General features: G+C 70.2%; 11 protein-coding genes. 3 read left to right on the top strand and 8 right to left on the bottom strand.

Features of this window, described 5'->3' with window-relative positions; all coding sequences use genetic code 11:
* Positions 1 to 74: 74 nt before the first annotated feature.
* Complete coding sequence (locus ACFVYA_RS19720) at positions 75 to 1193, top strand: alpha/beta hydrolase (RefSeq protein WP_387046724.1); 1119 nt, start codon at positions 75 to 77, stop codon at positions 1191 to 1193.
* Between the two features lie 155 nt (positions 1194 to 1348).
* Positions 1349 to 2776, top strand: a complete 1428-nt coding sequence (locus tag ACFVYA_RS19715; RefSeq protein ID WP_387046722.1) for a family 43 glycosylhydrolase — start codon at positions 1349 to 1351, stop codon at positions 2774 to 2776.
* A gap of 47 nt (positions 2777 to 2823) precedes the next feature.
* Here ACFVYA_RS19715 and ACFVYA_RS19710 read toward each other — a convergent pair whose 3' ends face one another.
* From ACFVYA_RS19710 to ACFVYA_RS19680, 7 genes are all read right to left on the bottom strand, one after another.
* The gene (locus ACFVYA_RS19710) at positions 2824 to 5043 is read right to left on the bottom strand and encodes a beta-L-arabinofuranosidase domain-containing protein (RefSeq protein ID WP_387046720.1); all 2220 of its coding nucleotides are present in this window, start codon (positions 5041 to 5043) and stop codon (positions 2824 to 2826) included.
* A gap of 57 nt (positions 5044 to 5100) precedes the next feature.
* Positions 5101 to 7782 (bottom strand): RICIN domain-containing protein, encoded by a 2682-nt coding sequence (locus tag ACFVYA_RS19705; RefSeq protein WP_387046718.1) that lies wholly within the window; start codon positions 7780 to 7782, stop codon positions 5101 to 5103.
* A gap of 22 nt (positions 7783 to 7804) precedes the next feature.
* Positions 7805 to 8893 (bottom strand): RICIN domain-containing protein, encoded by a 1089-nt coding sequence (locus ACFVYA_RS19700; RefSeq protein ID WP_387046716.1) that lies wholly within the window; start codon positions 8891 to 8893, stop codon positions 7805 to 7807.
* A 117-nt stretch (positions 8894 to 9010) separates the two neighbouring features.
* Positions 9011 to 10891, bottom strand: coding sequence for a glycoside hydrolase family 127 protein (locus ACFVYA_RS19695; protein WP_387046714.1), 1881 nt, complete (start codon positions 10889 to 10891; stop codon positions 9011 to 9013).
* A gap of 13 nt (positions 10892 to 10904) precedes the next feature.
* Entirely contained in the window at positions 10905 to 11708 is an 804-nt protein-coding gene (locus ACFVYA_RS19690; RefSeq protein ID WP_387046712.1) for a carbohydrate ABC transporter permease, read from the bottom strand.
* Positions 11705 to 12631 (bottom strand): carbohydrate ABC transporter permease, encoded by a 927-nt coding sequence (locus ACFVYA_RS19685; RefSeq protein WP_387046710.1) that lies wholly within the window; start codon positions 12629 to 12631, stop codon positions 11705 to 11707. Before ACFVYA_RS19685 ends, ACFVYA_RS19690 begins: the two co-directional genes overlap by 4 nt.
* A 2-nt stretch (positions 12632 to 12633) precedes the next feature.
* Positions 12634 to 13941: an ABC transporter substrate-binding protein gene (locus ACFVYA_RS19680; protein ID WP_387046708.1), complete on the bottom strand. Its 1308-nt coding sequence runs from the start codon at positions 13939 to 13941 to the stop codon at positions 12634 to 12636.
* Positions 13942 to 14130: 189 nt separating this feature from the next.
* Here ACFVYA_RS19680 and ACFVYA_RS19675 point away from each other — a divergent pair, with 189 nt between their 5' ends.
* Positions 14131 to 15162 (top strand): LacI family DNA-binding transcriptional regulator, encoded by a 1032-nt coding sequence (locus ACFVYA_RS19675; RefSeq protein WP_285990674.1) that lies wholly within the window; start codon positions 14131 to 14133, stop codon positions 15160 to 15162.
* Here the strand turns inward: ACFVYA_RS19675 and ACFVYA_RS19670 are convergent.
* On the bottom strand, positions 15159 to 17066 hold the full coding sequence (locus ACFVYA_RS19670; RefSeq protein WP_387046706.1) for an RICIN domain-containing protein: 1908 nt from the start codon (positions 17064 to 17066) through the stop codon (positions 15159 to 15161). The genes ACFVYA_RS19675 and ACFVYA_RS19670 overlap by 4 nt on opposite strands.

Genomic DNA, 17066 nt, shown 5'->3' with positions numbered 1-17066 from the left:
GCCACAGCCCTGACCGGGTCGATCTCGGTGATCATCCCGATGTGGCGCACCTTCGCCGTCAATACGGTCAAAGGATGCGAAACCCACCACTCGTCGCCGGGCTCGCCGGCGTCCTTCTCCTGACCGCGCTCCCCGCCTCCGCGGCCGCGGCCACCCGGCTCGCGTTGCCCGCGCCCACCGGGCCCCATGCCGTGGGCAGCGTCGACCTGCACCTCGTCGACCACGCGCGGCCGGACCCCTGGGTCGCCGGGACGACCCGGGAACTCATGGTGACCGTCCGGTACCCCGCGCGCTCCGGCGGCGGCCCGAACACTCCCTACCAGGCACCGGAAGCCGCGAAGCTGATCGCCGAGGAAGATGCGCGGACGCTCGGCATCGCCGCCGACCGGCTCGACTACACCTTCGCCACGCACGCCCGCACCGGCGTTCCCGCGGCCGGTGGGCGGCGGCCGGTCGTGCTCTATTCGCCCAGCGCCAAGTACCCCCGCTCGGTCGGGACCGCGCAGCTCGAGCAGCTCGCGAGCGAGGGCTACGTGACGGTGGCGATCGACCACACGCACGAGCCCGCGGCGGTGGAGTTCCCCGGTGGCCGCGTCGAACGGCGGGTGCTGCCCTCCGGCCCCGACGCCGGCCGGCAGCTGATCGCCACGCGCGTGGCGGACACCCGGTTCGTCCTCGACGCGCTGGAAACCCTGGCCCGCGGCGGGAATCCGGACGCCGAGCAGCGCGCGCTCCCGGCCGGGCTGACGCCGGACGTCTCCCGCGCCGGCATGTTCGGCCACTCCGCCGGTGGGTTCACCACCGCCGAGACGATGGTGTCGGACGCCCGCCTCGACGCCGGGGCCGACCTCGACGGCAGCATGTCGTACTCCCAGTCGAACCGCGAATACGGCCGCGCCGCCGACGAAGGCCTTGATCAGCCTTTCCTGTTGCTGAGCGCGGGTGACCACAGCGCGGCGTCCGACCCTTCGTGGCAGGAGTTCCTCGCCCACCAGCGCGGCCCGGTCCGGACGCGGCACCTCCCGGACGGCGAGCACTTCAGCTACACCGACTACCAGACGCTCCTCCCCCTGCTCGGCCTCGACCCGGCGTCGATCGCGCCGTTCATCGGAACCGTCGACCCGGACCGGAGCACGGCCGGCCAGCGGGCGAGCCTCAGCGCGTTTTTCGACCGCTACCTCAAACGCAGGTAATCCATTGAAAGCAGCACTGGATAGCCGATTCCCGGGACTGGGAATCGGCTGTTCTTTCTTTTCACGCGGTCATTTCCGGCGTAAGGTCACGGGCTCCGGGTTTCTCTCCTTCTGGTCGATGTGAGGGCACAATGCGGCGATCACCGTGGCTGGCTGTGACAATTCTGCTGACCGGCCTCTTCGTGGCGGCACCCGCGCGGGCGGCGACCACGTTCAGCAGCACGATGGTGAACCAGGGCAGCGGGAACTGCGCCGAGGTGCCCGACGATTCGAGCGCGGTGCAGCTCGTCCAGCGCGGCTGTTCTTCCGCGGCGAACCAGCGTTTCACCTTCACGCCTTATCAGAACAGCGCCGACGTCTACACCATTGCGACGATGACGGCGGGCAGCTGCGTCGACGTCTTCGGCGCGTCCACCGCCGACAACGCCACCGTCATCCAGTACGCCTGCCATTCCGGGACGAACCAGCAATTCCGCCTGCAGCCCGCGGGCACGAACACGTTCACGGTCGTCTCGGTCGGTTCCGGGAAGTGCGTCGCCCCGGCGGCGAGCGGTACCGGGCTCGTGCAGCTGCCGTGCACGACGGCGGCGAGCGGCGTCTGGCGGATCGCCGCCGGGACGAGCGCGGCCACCTTCACCAACCCGCTGAGCCAGCACGGGCCGGACCCGTGGCTGCAGTACCACAACGGCTACTACTACCTGGCCACGACGACGTGGAACTCGACGATCACCATGCGCAAGTCCCGCACGCTCGGGGGGCTGGCTGCCGCGCCGGACACGGTCGTCTTCACCCTGACCCGGCCCAACGGCGCCGGGACGATGTGGGCTCCCGAATTCCACCTGCTCACCGGGCCGAACGGGCCGCGCTGGTACCTGTACTACGTCGCCGGCCGGGAACCCTACGACCTCGGGACCCAGCGCATCCACGTGCTCGAAAGCGCCGGCACCGACCCGATGGGCCCGTACAGCTTCAAAGCCGACCTGCTCGACCCCACCCAGGACAACACCTGGGAGCTGGACCCGAGCATCCTGCAGCTCGACGGGAAGCTGTACCTGCTGGGCACGTTCTACAACGGCTCCCAGCCCGACTTCATCCGGCCGCTGTCGAACCCGTGGACGGCGAGCGGAACCCGCCACATCCTGTCGTCGCCGACCTACAGCTGGGAGACCGTGGGCGGCGCGGTCAACGAAGGCGCCGAAGTGCTGCAGCGCAACGGGAAGACGTTCATCGTGTTCTCCGCCAGTCACTGCTCCACTCCCGACTACAAGCTCGGCATCCTGACCTACAACGGCGGCGACCCGCTGCAGCAGTCGTCGTGGGTCAAGTCCGCGCAGCCGGTCTTCCAGCGCAGTGCCGCCAATTCGGTGTTCGGCCCTGGCCACAACGGGTTCTTCAAGTCCCCCGACGGCACCGAGGACTGGATCGTGTACCACGCCAACAACTCCGTGAACGGCGGGTGCGACACGAACCGCACCACCCGCGCCCAGAAGTTCACCTGGAACGCCGACGGCACGCCGAACTTCGGCACCCCGGTGGCCCTCGGCACCCCGCTCCCGGTCCCGTCCGGCGAACCCGCGCAGTGAGGCGGTGCGGGCCACCTCGGGGTCGCCGAGGTGGCCCTCACCGCTCCTCAGCCGACGACGATCCGGTCGATGTCCGGCGCCCAGCCCGAGCTGCTGCCGAGCCGGATGGTGTTCGCGCCCCCGGCGAGCGTCAGCGTCACCTGCACCGACCCGACCGTGTCCCACCCGCCAGTGCCCGGCGTGGCAACCGAGACCGCGGCACCACCGTTGACACTCACCGTCAACGACCGTGCCTCACCCGAGGCGTAGAAGATCGTCACCGGATGCGCGCCCGCAGTCGAGTTCACGCCGTTGAACTGCAGGTAATTCGCCGAACCACCGCCCACATAGCCGACCAGGGCACCACCCGAAGCACCGGATGAACTCCGCACCGCGGCCTGACCGCCCAGCGTGCCCGCCTCGGCCTCGTACGACGTCCCGGCCGGCGGCGTGCCGGTCAGCCGCCAGTACACCGTGTACCGCTGGTGGTGCGTGGCGTAGAACGGCAGCAGGGTGACCGCGCCCGTGCTCGCCGTCCCGGTGAAGCGCAGCGGGTTCGCGGGGTCCTGCTTCACCGTCCCCGTCTGCAACGTCGGCAGCGCGCCGAGGTTCGTCGACCCGTACTGGCCCGCCAGCACGATCGGGCCGTACTTCGCCGCGCCGACGCCCGCGTCGTCGTTGGCCCGCGGGAACGTCAGCGACGCCGGGACCGACACGTCGACCACGTCCCCGGGTGCCCACGTCCGGTCGATCGTGAAGTAGGCCCCCGGCGCCGGACTGCCCTGGGCGACGCCGTTGACCTTCACGACCGCCCCCGACGTCCACCGCGGAACGCGGATCTTCAGCGCGATGTGCCCGGACCCGCCGATGGTCAGCTTCGTCCCGGACGACGCCGGGAACGTCGTGTCCTGCCGGACGGTGATCCCGCGGCCCGGCCAGGTCAGCACCGACGCGATGAACAAGTTGACGTACAACGTCTCGCCGGCGAAGAAGTAGACGCTGTCGGCGAACTTCGTCTGCGACTCCATGCCGGTGCCGTGGTCGCAGGTGAAGTCGTCGTAGTCGTTGGCGTAGGTCTTGATCCCGCCGGCGCGCAACGGCGTGTAGTAGGTGACGAACCCGTGGCTCGAGTTCGGATCCTGCTCGCCGAGGATCTGGTTGAACAGCGCCAGCTCGTAGTAGTCCATGTACTCGGGCGCCGGGTTGGTGAAGAACAGCTGCCGGGTCAGTTTCAGCATGTTGTAGGTGTTGCAGACCTCGCACGTGGTGTCCGACAGCTGGCCCGCGATCGCGTCCGGCGTCTGGAAGTACTCTCCGTTCGAATTCCCGCCGATCACGTACGAGTGGTGGTCGAGCACGATCCGCCAGAAGTTGACCGCGATGTCGCGGTAGCGGGTCGTCCCGGTCGCGTGGTACTCGCGGATCGCGCCGAGGATCTTGGGGATCTGGGTGTTGGCGTGGAACCCGGCGAGCCGGTCGGAGTTCGCGGCCAGCGGGTCGAGGATCTGGGCGTGGTCGAACCGCTGCGCCGTGGCGAGATGACCAGGATCGCCGGTGACCTGGTACAGGTTCGTCAGGACCTCGGGCATGCCGCCGAACTCCGTGCGCAGCGCCGCCTGCATCTGCGTGACCGACAGCGGATCGGTGCGGGCCTTCGTCCAGGCCGCCTTGCGCAGCAGCACGTCGAGGGCCTGCTGGTTGCCGGCCAGCAGGTACTGGTCGAGCAACCCGGCCATGATCTTGTGCAGTGTGTAGTAGGGCGCCCAGACCGACTGGCCGGCCTCCAGCCGGTCGAAGAAGTTCTCCGGGAACGCCGAGAGGTAGCCGGCGTGGAAGCCGCGTCCCGGTGACGCGGCCTGGCACGCGGCGAGGGCGTCGACGAGGTAGTCGCCCTTGGTCCGGTACGCGGTGTCGCCGGTGTTGGCGTACGCCTGGGCCAGCCCGGACAGCAGGTGCCCGGTCGAATGGCCGCGCAGCTCCGTGGCGGGGCTTTCCCAGCCGCCGCAGGGCTGGGCCGAGCTGGCGAGCCCGGCGTTGGTGCGGAACGTGTGCAGCAGGCGGTCGGCGTCGACGAACCGGAAGTACGCCAGCTGCCGGTTCATGTTGTCGAGGAACGGGCCGGCCTGCAGCCGCACCGCGCCGAGCGGGAACGGGAACACCGAGACACCGATGTCGGGACGGGCCGCGGCCGCGGCGGTGCCGGCGAACGCCGGGGCCAGCGCCGCGCTCGCGGAAAGGGCGCCCACGGCCTTGAGCAGCAGGCGGCGGTCGAACGTGGGTTCGCGCATCATCGCGCCTTTCGCTGGGGCGGGGTGCGCCGCGCCCCCGGCGCACCCCGGGGAGGTTCAGCTCGCGAGGGTGATGGTCACCGTGTTCGCGCTCGCGGTGACCGTGTGCGTGGCGGCGTCGTAGCTGCCGCCGCTGACCGAGTTCACGCCGGTGGAGAGGAACACCGGCAGCTGGATGGCGACCGCACCGCCGGGCAGGGTGCCCGACAGCGTCACCGTGACGACGCGGGCGCCGCTGGAGCCGCCCACCGCGAGGGAGACGCCGTAGGTGGACCGGCTGCCCGAGGCCACGTCGTAGGTGTTGGTCAGGTTGCCGACCGAGATCGTCTGACCGGGGGTGAGCCAGGCGCTCGGCACACCGCGGCCGATGTAGAGCGGCCGGGTGAACGTGTACGGCCCGGAGCCGCTCGCCGCCAGTCCTTCGGCGACCAGCGACTCCAGCAGGCCCTGCTGCTGCCCGGCGATCGGCCACGCGTACGGGCACGCGCCGAACTGCGGGCCGGCGTGGCTGCCGATCCACGGGTTGGCCGAGCTCGGCCCGCTGCCGTTGGCCTCCCACCAGGCGTTCGGGCCGCCGGTGGTGGTCTTGAGCTGCCAGGCGTAGCTGGTGATCGGCAGGTCGCGGTAGTTGTTGGAGTACAGCCCGTCGGAGGAGTACGAAGTGTTGTACGCCGTCGAGTACCCGTTGAACGCCCCGAAGGTGGGGAACGGGTAGCCGTTGGCCGACAGCCGGCCGAAGCCCCACTGGTACATCCGGTCGATCTGGCCGGGGTCGCCCATGATGCCGGTCAGCATGCCGCCGGAAAGCATCGTCGACCACTGGTTCTGCCCGACCCACCCGGGCGAGGCCCAGTTGGCGTCGTTGAAGGTGTTGCAGCGGTTGGCGCTGTTGGGCTTGTCGACCTCGCAGGGCAGGTAGTTGAACCCGTTCGCGGACTGGTTGCGGCCCACGACGGTGTTCAACGCGTTCAGCAGCGAGGTGTAGGCGGTGTTCGCCCACGTCGCTTCGGCGGTCTGGCCGATCTTGGTCGCGATGTACTTGTAGGAGGCCAGCATCTGCAACGCCGAGAAGTTGCTGAACAGCCAGCGCCCGGTGGAGTCGTTGTCGAAGTTGGCCTGCAGGGTCCCGTCCGAGGCGAGCTGGGCGGGGTACTTCACCCGGGCGATGGTGCGGAGGCTGGGGCCCCACGAGCCGGTGTCGTTGAAGTACTGGCTGACGAACGCGGTGTCGTTCGTCTTCGCCAGGTACGTCGCCCAGGAGCCCATCGTCTTCCAGACGCCGTCCCAGTACCAGTTGGCGCCGACCTCGTCCCAGTTGTCCTGCTGGGAGATTCGGGCGGTGAGCAGCAGGTTGCGCGCGTCCCGGAAGTCGCCGGTCTGGAACTTGGCGGTCAGCTCGCCGGGGACGTCGTGGTTGAGGATCCAGTTGTAGTTGTTGGCGCCGGAGAACTGCGCCTTGCCCACCTGCATGATCAGGTTGTAGACGGTGCCCGCCTTGTAGGCGTTCGTCATCGCGGTGCCCGGGTTCGCCAGGTTCCCGGTGTTGGGCAGCGTCGTGTTCGGCAGGCTGAAGGTGTTCGTCTCGGCCAGCCGGGAGTTCCAGTACGACGTCATCTGGCCGTAGGCGGTGTCGTAGTTCGGGGCGTTCGACGACAGCGTGGAGCCGGTCGGCAGCGCGACGCCACTGCCGAAGTTGTCCACGGCCACCACGAAGTCGTGGTTGCTGGTCTGCCCGGCCGCGACCGTGTCCAATGTAGACGCCGTGAGCCGGACGAGTCCCGGACCGGAACCGCCTGGCGGGACCGTCACCGAGCCGGAGCCGTTGTTCTTGATGGATACCCGCGTGTAGACGAGCATGACCGCGGACCCGTTGATGGTCACCTTGTCGGCGAAGTTCTTGATGGTGATCCCGACGCTGCCCGAGGTCCGGGACGTCGTCATCGCCGGCAGGTAGCCGTTGTCCTCGGTCCACTGCACCGACTGCGCGCCCGGGTTGCCGCCGTAGGTGTAAGCGCTGAACGAGTACATCCCGCCGCACAGGCCGTTGTACGTCGTGTTCACGCCGCGGGCGAAGAACGAGCCGGACAGGTAGCTGAAGACCGGCCAGTAGTTGCCGTCCCAGCCGATCGCCGTCGTGTTCTGGAAGCCCTGGCCGTAGGGGTCGTTCGGCGTCTGGAAGTTCGTGCCGTACGACCGCGGCAGCCCGGAGTTCTTGCACGCGTTCGGCGCGAGGTTCGGGATGCCCTGATAGGCGTCGGACGTGCCGGGGGTGTAGCCCGGGACGCGCCAGGCGCTCGCGCTCGAACACGGCAGCTGGACGAGCGCGTTGTTCGCCGGGGTGATGCACTTGCCCGAGCTGACGGCGACGACGTTGAACGTGTTCGTCCCGACCGATTGCAGCCGGAACTGCTGGTTGGTTTCCCCGTGGCAGGCGTACTGGATCACCGCGGCGTTGTCCGCGGTGGACGCGCCGTAGATGTCGACGCAGCTGCCGGAGGTGAAGGTGCCGATGGTGTAGGCGTCACCGGACGCCGGGGTGAACGTGTACGACTGGCCGGCACCGGAGGTGCAGGCGGTCTGGGTCAGCTGGACGGCGCTGTCGCCGTTGGGGACGGTGGCGCAGCTGCCACTCGCCTGGTTGACCATGGTGCTGGTGAACGTGGCCGCGGCGTTCGCCGGGACCACCACTGCGAAGCCGGCCGCCAAGAGGGCAGCGGCGAGCAAGACCGGACGTCTCATCGGGTTCTCCGGTTTCAGGGGTTCAGAAGAGGAAGGAGCCGTACGGGCCGTTGAGGATCCCGTTCTTCTGGCTCTGGCTGAAGTGGGTGTTCGGGTAGTCGTAGAACGACGCCGACATCGGCGTCCCGTCGGTCGAGGTGGAGTCCGGCAGGCCGAAGGCGTGGCCCAGTTCGTGCACCATGCCGCCGTACCAGCGGTTCATCGGGCCGTTGATCCCGGCCGCGCCGTCGGCGTCGTGCTGGCAGAGGATCACCCAGCCGTTGCCGCCACCACCGCCCGCGCCCTGGCCCTCGGCGATGACCTCGCCGACGTTGATCCACCGGCTGTCCCCGTCCCGGACGCCGAACCGGCGCACCAGCTCCTGCTGCATGTTGAACACGGCCCACCAGTAGCGTTCGCCGCCGTTGGGCGTGTTCTCGTACCAGCTCTTCACGTGCTCGCCGGTGACGACCTGGACGACGGGCTCGGTGAGCCGGAACGTCTTGCCCAATTCCTGCCGGTAGTACCGCTGGGCTTCCCGCATCACGTTCGCGATGCCGTCCGGGTAGCGCTGGTCGAAGGGCACGTCGGACGGCCGCAGCAGCCACACCCGCACGGTCTTCTCCGGCGGGTTCTGCGGATCGCCGCCGCCGGAGGAGTAGCCGGGCAGCCGCCACGCGGCGGCCGTGCCGCAGGCCAGCTGGACGAGCAGGGCGTTCACCGCCGTGACGCACTTGCCCGAGCCGACCGCGACCAGCGTGAAAGCGCTTCCCGTAGCCTGGAGGCGAAACTGCTGGTTCGTGCCGGAGTGGCAGGCGTACTGGATCACCGCGGCATTGTCCGCAGTGGACGCGCCGTAGATGTCCACGCAGCTGCCGGAAGTGAACGTACTGACGGTGTAGACGTCACCGGACACCGGGGTGAACCGGAACGACTGCCCCGCGCCGGAATTGCAGCCCGCCTGGGTCAGCTGGACCGCACTGTTCCCGTTCGGGACGGTGGCACACTGGCCGCTCGAGGAGTCGACCACCGTGCTGGTGAACGCGGTCGCGGCCAGTGCGCTGCTCGCGGACAGCACCGAGAGCAGGCCGGCCACGAGGCAGAGCACCACGGAGGCAGCCAGCCGCGCCACGCCACGGTTGTGCCGAAATACCACAGGACGCATCATCGGGTCCTCGCAATCTTCGGTTTTGTGAGCGTTAACATTGGTCGGCTGGGTGCGCTCCCGGGTGCCGATCAGGGGACGGAACTACTCGGTGGCGACCGGGATCCAGACCCGCATCGGGCCGGGCTCCCGGTTGCCCCACAGGAAGTACGGGACGGCGGTCAGTTCGACCGGCTCGCCGGTCGTGGGGTCCCCGGCGCCGTACAGCGCGCCCGACGCGGGGACCTCGACCCGGCCGGGCGCGGTGAGGGCCACCGGCACGTCGGGCCGCGACGCGTCCGAGAACGGCGCCGCCGGGTCGAGCCGCACGTCCTCGAGGGTGACGCCGTGCGGGAGGTCGGCCTGCTCCAGGCAGTACACGAGCGGCCCGCGCGTCACGGCGACGCAGCCGCGCACGGCGTCGATCCGCGGGTGCGGCCGGACGACGCGGGCGGCCATCGGCAGTGCGAGCGTCACCGTGGTCCCACCCGTCCAGTCGCGCCGCACCTCCGCGTAGCCGTCGCGGACCTCGGCGGGGACGCCGTCGATCAGGGCGCCCCCGGCCCAGCCGGGGACGCGCAGGGACAGCATGAGCGGGGTCGCCGTGGTCACGGTCAGCTCGACGCGGCCGTCCCACGGGTACCGGGTCCGCGTTTCGACGCGGACGTCGACACCGTCCACAGTGGTCTGGATCGTCCCGGCGGCGTACAGGTGCACCTGCAGGCCACCGGGATCGGTGGTCGCCACGTAGCCGGACAGCGAGGCGACCAGCCGGGCGAGGTTGGGCGGGCAACAGGCGCACGAGTACCACGGCAGGCGCTGCGAGGGGGCGTCTTCGTGCGAGCCGTCGTGACCGGTCCGCAGGTGCAGCGGGTTGGAGTAGAAGAAGTGCGTGCCGTCGAGGGCGGTCGACCCGGCGATCGCGTTGTACAGCGCGCGTTCCATCTCGTCGGCGTACTTGCCCTCGCCGGTGGCCAGCAGCAGCCGCCAGTTCCACTGGAAGCTCGCGATCGCGGCGCAGGTCTCGCCGTAGGCCCGGTCGGGCGGCAGCTCGTACGGGTCGCCGAACGCCTCGTCGCGGTGGCGGGAGCCCTGGGCCCCGGTGAGGTAGGTCTTGGCCCCGAACGCGTCGGCCCACAGGCGGCGGGCCGACTCCAGCAGCGCGTCGTCCCGGGTCTCGACGGCGACGTCCACGACGCCGGCCAGCAGGTACAGCTGGCGCACGACGTGCCCGGCGACCTCGTCCGCCGCGCGGACCGGCACGTGGTCCTGCAGGTACCGCGAGCCGAACCGCTCGCCGTCGAGCAGGCCGTGCCCGCGCAGGTCGAGGAAGCGCAGCGCCAGGTCGAGGTACGGCCGGTGCCCGGTCACCCGGTACAGCTCCACCAGCGCCGTCTCGATTTCCGGGTGCCCGTCGACGTCGTCGACGCTGCCGAACCGCTCGACGATCAGGTCCGCGAAGCGCCGGGCGACCGTGACGAGCTGGGCGCCGACCCCGGCGCGGGCGGCGGCGACGGCGGCCTGGATCAGGTGGCCCGCGCAGTACAGCTCGTGGCTCCAGTGCAGCTCCCGCCACTTCAGGTCCGGCTTGTCGACGCTGAAGTAGGAGTTCAGGTAGCCGTCGTCCTCCTGGGCCTTGGCCACCAGGGCGGCGGTGGTGTCGAGGAACGCGCGGAGCTCGGCGTCACCCGGGTCGCGGCCGAGCTGCCAGGCGGCGGCTTCGAGGGTCTTGTAGACGTCGGAGTCGGAGAACCACATGTTGCGGCGGTCGCCGTCGACCTCGCCGGTGACGCGGCGGAGGTTGTCCAGCGCGCCCGCCGCGTCGAGCTGCTCCACGCAGTGCGGCAGGGTCCGGTTCGCGTTGCGCGCCTGCCAGCCGCCCAGGAGGCTGTCCGGTGCGAAGGCGGTGGCGCCGAGGAACAGCGGCCGCAACGCCGACTTCGCGGCGGACGTGGGGTGGACGGGCCCGAGGATGCGTTCGGTCATCGAGTGCTCCTTCTCAGCCCTTGAGGGCTCCCGAGGTGAAGCCGCGGACGTAGTACCGCTGCAGGACGAGGAAGACCGCCACGCACGGCAGGGCGGAGACCACCACTCCCGCTTGCAGGGCCCCGAAGTCGACCGAACCGAGGCTGCCGGACTGGAGGTTGAACAGCGCGACCGGCAGGGTGAACTTCTCGCCGTCGGTGAGGAAGATCAGCGGGGCGACGAACTCGTTCCAAGCTGCCAGGAACGAGAACAGCGCCACGGTGACGACGCCGGGAAGGACGCCGCGCAGCAGCACCCTTCGCAGCGCGCCGCCGATCGAGCAGCCGTCGATCAGCGCCGCCTCTTCGAGTTCCACCGGCAGGGCTTCGAAGGAGTTGCGCATCATGAACAGGCCGAACGGCAGCTGGAGCACGGCCATCACCAGGCCGAGGCCGAGCAGCGAGTTCTGCAGGCCGAGCCAGCCGAGCAGGATGTAGAGCGGGACCAGGATCGTCGTGTAGGGCACCATCAGGATGGCCAGGGTGACCAGGAACAGCAGGGTGCGGCCGGGGAAGGCGAGCCGGGCCATCGCGTAGCCGCCGAGCGTGGTCGCCACCACCGTGACGCTCACCGCGACCAGCGCGACCACGGTCGTGTTGACCAGGTAGGTGCCGAGGCCGCTGCCGTAGCCGGCGAGCCGCCGGTAGTTGTCGGTCCCCGAGTCGCCGGCTTCCCGCCCGCTGAGCGACGAGTAGAGCGTCCACAGCAGCGGCAGCAGGAACAGCACCACCAGGGCGGCACTCGTGACGTGCAGGCCCGCGGCCCGGAACCGGTTCACTTCCCCTCCCGGCGGATCAGGCGCAGCTGGGCCACGTTGAGGACGATGAGCACGGCGAGTGTCGCCACCGAAACCGCGGCCGCGCGCCCCAGGTCCTGCGACAGGAACGCCTCGCGGTAGATGTCGATGACGACCGTGGCCGTGTCGTGGCGGCCGCCGGTGAGGATGAAGAACTGGTCGAACGCCAGCAGCGAGCCGGTCAGCGACAGCACCATCGCCAGGGCGAGGGTCGGCCGCAGCAGCGGCAGCGTCACCCGCCACAGGATCTGCCACCGGTTCGCGCCGTCGATGCGCGCGGCCTCGTACAGCGCCGGGTCGATGCCCTGCAGGCCGGTCATCAGGATCAGCATGTAGAACCCGGCGAACCGCCAGGTGATCATCCCGACCGTCGAGCCGAGCGCGCTGCCGCCGGAGCCGAGCCAGTCCACCCGGCCCAGTCCGAGGAAGTCCACCAGGTGGTTCAACGCCGACGAGTCGGTGTTGAACAGGCCGTAGAACAGCAGGCTCGTCGACGCCAGGCCGACGGCGCTGGGCAGGAAGAAGACCGTGCGGGCGAAGCCCGTACCCCGCCGGTCGTGCTGCACCAGCAGCGCCAGCCCGAAGGCGACCAGGCTGAGCACCACGGTCGTGACCAGCGTGTACTTGAGCGTGAACCAGACCGCGCGCAGGAAGAGCGGGTCGCTCAGCGCGTCGTAGTTCTCGACGCCGTTGGGGTAGGACGCGCCGACCAGCGGCCAGTGGCTGACCGACATCCACAGCATCAGCCCGAGCGGGATGACGAAGAAGACGGCGACCAGCACGGCCATCGGGGCGGCGTAGGCGATCCCCAGCCGGCGACGGCCCCGGGCGATCGAGCCGCGGCGGCGGGGTGCCGGCGCCGGGGCCTCCGGCGCCGACACCCGCGGGGACACCAGCGACACCATGATCAGCTGCCGCCGGCGAGGGACTCGGTCACGGCCGCGTTGTGCTGCTTGAGGATCGATCCGGCATCACCGCTGCCGAAGACCGCGTCGATCACCGTCGCCGTCCACGGCCCGTTCGTGTCGTTGAACGTCTTGCCGAAGTTGACCGAGATCGGCGTCCGGCCCTGGCTCGCGAGCCGGTTGAACACCCCGAGCCGCGGATCCTGCTTGGCGTAGGTGTTGTCCGCGAGATCGGACCGGACGGTGATGTTCTTGCTCTTCGCGACGACGTCGACCTGCGCCTGGTCCGACAGCGTCCAGGCGATGAAGTCCCACGCGGCCGCGGCGTGCGTGCTGTTGCCGCCGATGCCGAGCACGTCCCCGCCGACGAAGGACGAGCTGCCGCCGGTCAGCCCGGGGATCGGGGCCACCCCGACCTGCAGGTCCGGCCCTTCCTTCATGCCCTGCAACGCGGTCGCGCCCATCGGCTGGATGCCGATCTTGCCGTCGAGGAAGGACTGCGTCCAGGTGGGCCCGGACTCGTTCTTCGCCGACGCCGGCACGACACCGTCGGCGTAGAGCTGGCGGAGCCAGGAGTAGACCTTCCCCGCCTGGGGGCTGTCGAGCGTGGCCGCGGTGCCCTGGTCGTTGAGCACCGTGCCGCCGGAGGCCCAGATCATCGGCCAGCTGGTGAACAGCTGGCAGCCCGGGCAGGCACCGCCGAAGAAGTAGCCCTTGGTGTCCCCGCCGAGCGCGGCGATCTTGCGCGCGTCGGCCGCGATTTCGTCCAACGTGGACGGTGGCTTCTCCGGATCGAGACCGGCCCGGGTGAACAGGACCTTGTTGTAGAAGACCGCGGACAGGTCGATGTCGTGCGGTACCGCGTAGTGCTTGCCCCCGGCGGTGGCCGCCTTCATGTGCGCCGCCGCGAGGCTGCCGCTGAACGGCAGCTGCGTCACCCGGGCGGTGAGGTCGAGGAACAGGCCCTTGGCCGCGTAGTTGGGCGCGTAGACGACGTCGGCCGCCAAGAGGTCCGGCAGCTGCTTCGCGCCCGCGGCCGTGCCGACCTTTTGCTGGTAGGAGTCGGCCGGGAAGACGGTCAGCTTCACCTTGTTCTTGTGGCTCGCGTTGTAGGCGTCGATCAGCGTCTGGCTGAAGGTCGCCGTCGGCGAGCGGGTCCACATGGTGATCGTGGTGCCGTCGTCCACGCTCGCGGTGTCCCCCGCGGCCGCCCCGGACGGCCCGCTCTGGCAGGCCGCGAGGACGAGTACGCCGGCGACGGCGGCTGCGGCACGCCCCCACCGTGCCGTGGTCCGGATGTGCGAAGTCATCGACTCTCTCCTAACGGGAGGCCGCCGCCTGCGGTGTCGAAGAAACGGTGTCGAAGAAAAACCAGGAAACTTTCAGAAACCGGTTTCCGACTCAAGCTAGGGCCGATCGATCAGCACGTCAAGGGGCTGTTTGCCGTAGTCTGCGGGGTTTCGTTGGGTCGCGGCCGTCGGCGGAGGTACTGTGCCACCATGCCCCCGCGGAAACTTTCGGAAACTCCCGGCGCCGTTGCGAAGCCGGCCACGATCAGCGAGGTCGCCCTGCTCGCGGGCGTCTCGGTCGGTACCGCGTCGAAGGCCCTCAACGGCCGCGGGTCACTGCGCGCGGAGACCCGGCAGCGGGTGCTGTCGGCGGCCGAGCAGCTGGGGTTCCAGCCCAACCGCGCGGCGGTGACCCTCAACTCCGGGCGCACCTACACCGTCGGCATGATCACCACCGACACGATCGGCCGGTTCAGCATCCCGCTGATGATGGGCGCCGAGGACGCCCTCGGCGCCGGGGAGATGTCGGTCTTCCTCTGCGACGCCCGCGACGACCCGATCCGCGAGCAGTACTACCTGCGCACGCTGCTGTCCCGCCGGGTCGACGGCATCATCGTCACCGGCCGCCGGACCCAGGCCCGTCCGCCGATCGGCGCGGACCTGCCGATCCCGGTCGTGTACGCCTTCATCAGCTCGGCCGACCCGCACGACTGTTCCGTCGTGCCGGACGAAGCCGGCGGGGCGCGCACGGCCGTCGAGCACCTCCTGGCCACCGGACGGCGCCGCATCGCCCACATCACCGGCCCCGAGCGGCACCACTCGGCGACCGTGCGCGCGACGGCCGCCGCCGGCCGGCTCGCCGAGGCCGGGCTCGACCCGGCCGGGGCCCCGATGTTCGGCGAGTGGAGCGAGGCGTGGGGCCGGCAGGCGGTGCGGATGCTGCTGGGCGCGGGCACCGGCTTCGACGCCGTCTTCTGCGGCAGCGATCAGATCGCCCGCGGCGCCGCCGACGCGCTGCGGGCGGCCGGCCGCCGCGTGCCCGGCGACGTCGCCCTGGTCGGCTTCGACAACTGGGACGTCATGGCCCTGGGCTGCCAGCCGCCGCTGACCAGCGTCGACATGGAACTGGAGGCACTCGGGCGGACCGCCGCCGACCGCCTGCTGGCGGCGATCAACGGCGAGCCCTCCCCCGGCCGGCACACCCGGCCGTGCCGGCTGGTCATCCGGGAATCGACGGCCTAACGCCGGGTCCACTGCTGGTTGGTGCCGCCGCTGCAGGCCCAGAGGATGAGCTTCGTGCCGTTCGCGGTGGCCGCGCCGCTCGCGTCCAGGCAGAGGCCGGACACCGCGTTCGTGATCGTCCCGTTCGCGTTGAACGTCCACTGCTGGTTGCGCTGGCCGTTGCAGTCCCAGACGACCACGGCGGTGCCGTTCGCCGTCCCGCTGTCGTAGGCGTCGAGGCACTTGGTGCCGTTGACGACGAGCTGCCCGCGCACCGGCGCCCAGGTCTGGTTCAGGCCCGCGGCGCAGTCCCAGAGCTGTGCTTGGATCCCGTTGGTGATGCCGTTGTCGTCGACGTCGGCGCACCGTCCGGATTGACCACCGGCGAGCTGGACGCCGGTGCTGCCGGGAAGGGGCAGGATCGAGACGTCCGACAGCTGCGGCGGAGTGCCGGAGAAGGTCAGGGTGTTGGCGTTCCCCTTGCCCAGCGACACGACGGCGGAGACGGTCTTCGGCGTTCCGCCGGTGGCCGGGAAGGCGAGGACGGTCGGCTGCTGGCCGTTCACGGCGAGGGTGGCCGTTTGCGTGCTCGTCGCGCTGTAGGAGAACGTCGCGACGGCGAGACCGGTCGCGGCGGCGGTGACGCCGGTGAACCGGGAGCCGTTGGCCGGGTAGGTCGCCGGCGCCGCATCGGCGCCCCGGACGGTGAGCAGCACCGAGTCGCCGGCCGGGACGTTCACGCTGTAGCCGGTGGCGAAGGTACCGGCATCGGCGGCGCCCCAGACGTTCCGGACACGGGCCGTGGCCGGCGTCAGGCCGAGGTCGGCCCAGCGGACGTTCATCGTCGCCGCCGAAGACGTCCGGTTCAGCAGGACCACCGCGCGCTTGCCGGATCCACTGAGGACCTTCGAGTAGACCTGGAGCCCGGCGGCGTCCTCGGCGACCTTGACGCCCTGCAGGCCGCGCGGGTCCTGGTCGACGGCGATGACTTCCCGGTTCGCGAGGATCGCCTTCGTGGCCGCGCTCATCGTCGCGAGGTTGTTGCCCGCCAGAAGGGGCGCCCCCGAAACCGACCACAGGCTCATCTCCGTGCGCGCCTGCGCGTCGGTGAGGCCGGGCATGCCCACGGTCAGCATGTCCGGGTCGTTGACGTAGCCGGTGTGCTGCGAAACGGGGTGCTGCGCCTGGTCGAAGTTGGTCAGCACCTGGCCGAGGTTCGCCGTCTGGCCGTAGTAGATGATGTCCGTGCTGGTGCGCCACATCGGGGCCGTCCCGGCACCCCAGTTCCACGGATTCTTCTTGCCCCAGTCGCAGATCGAAAGCGTGAGGGAACGCCCGGTCTGCGCGGTCGCGGCCTTGTTGGCGTCGCTGATCGCCTGGTAGGTGCTCTTCGGGTCGAGCCCTTCGGCGTCGCCGCCGCACCAGTCGACCTTGACGAAGTCGAAGCCCCAGCGCTGGAACTGCAGCATGTCCTGCAGGTAGTGGCCTTCACTGCCGCTCCCGGGCGCCGCGGGCCGCCCGGTCGGGAAGTAGTAACCGCAGCCGTCGCGGCCGGCGTCGGTGTAGATCCCGGCCTTGAGTCCCTTGCCGTGCAGGTAGTCCGCGATCGCCTTCATCCCGCCCGGCCATTCGGCGGTGTCCACGGTGATGTTGCCGGCGCTGTCGCGCGTGCCCTGCCACCAGCCTTCGTCGATGTTGACGTAGCGGTACCCGGCGTCCTTCAGCCCGGCCGACACGAGCGCGTCGGCCTGCGCCTTGATCGTGTTGTAGTCGATCTTGGCGGCGAAGGTGTTCCACGACGCCCAGCCCATCGCCGGCGGCGGGACGGCCGCCTCGGCGGCGGTCGTGCTCGCCGCGGCGGTCCCGAAGCCGGGGACGACGCCGGCGATCAGCACGAGCGCGGTCAATCCGAGGCGCAGCTTCAT

Origin of the sequence: Amycolatopsis sp. NPDC058278 (assembly GCF_042881395.1) — a bacterium.
Taxonomy (GTDB): Bacteria; Actinomycetota; Actinomycetes; order Mycobacteriales; family Pseudonocardiaceae; genus Amycolatopsis.
Note: the sequence above shows the minus strand (reverse complement) of the source record. Positions and strands in the feature narration are given on the sequence as shown.

What these genes read in the sequence shown, in the direction of transcription:
- ACFVYA_RS19720 (WP_387046724.1), top strand. Translation starts at nt 75, where the DNA reads ATGCGAAACCCACCACTCGTCGCCGGGCTCGCCGGCGTCCTTCTCCTG.
- ACFVYA_RS19710 (WP_387046720.1), bottom strand. Translation starts at nt 5,043, where the DNA reads ATGCGCGAACCCACGTTCGACCGCCGCCTGCTGCTCAAGGCCGTGGGC.
- ACFVYA_RS19705 (WP_387046718.1), bottom strand. Translation starts at nt 7,782, where the DNA reads ATGAGACGTCCGGTCTTGCTCGCCGCTGCCCTCTTGGCGGCCGGCTTC.
- ACFVYA_RS19695 (WP_387046714.1), bottom strand. Translation starts at nt 10,891, where the DNA reads ATGACCGAACGCATCCTCGGGCCCGTCCACCCCACGTCCGCCGCGAAG.
- ACFVYA_RS19685 (WP_387046710.1), bottom strand. Translation starts at nt 12,631, where the DNA reads ATGGTGTCGCTGGTGTCCCCGCGGGTGTCGGCGCCGGAGGCCCCGGCG.
- ACFVYA_RS19680 (WP_387046708.1), bottom strand. Translation starts at nt 13,941, where the DNA reads ATGACTTCGCACATCCGGACCACGGCACGGTGGGGGCGTGCCGCAGCC.
- ACFVYA_RS19675 (WP_285990674.1), top strand. Translation starts at nt 14,131, where the DNA reads ATGCCCCCGCGGAAACTTTCGGAAACTCCCGGCGCCGTTGCGAAGCCG.
- ACFVYA_RS19670 (WP_387046706.1), bottom strand. Translation starts at nt 17,066, where the DNA reads ATGAAGCTGCGCCTCGGATTGACCGCGCTCGTGCTGATCGCCGGCGTC.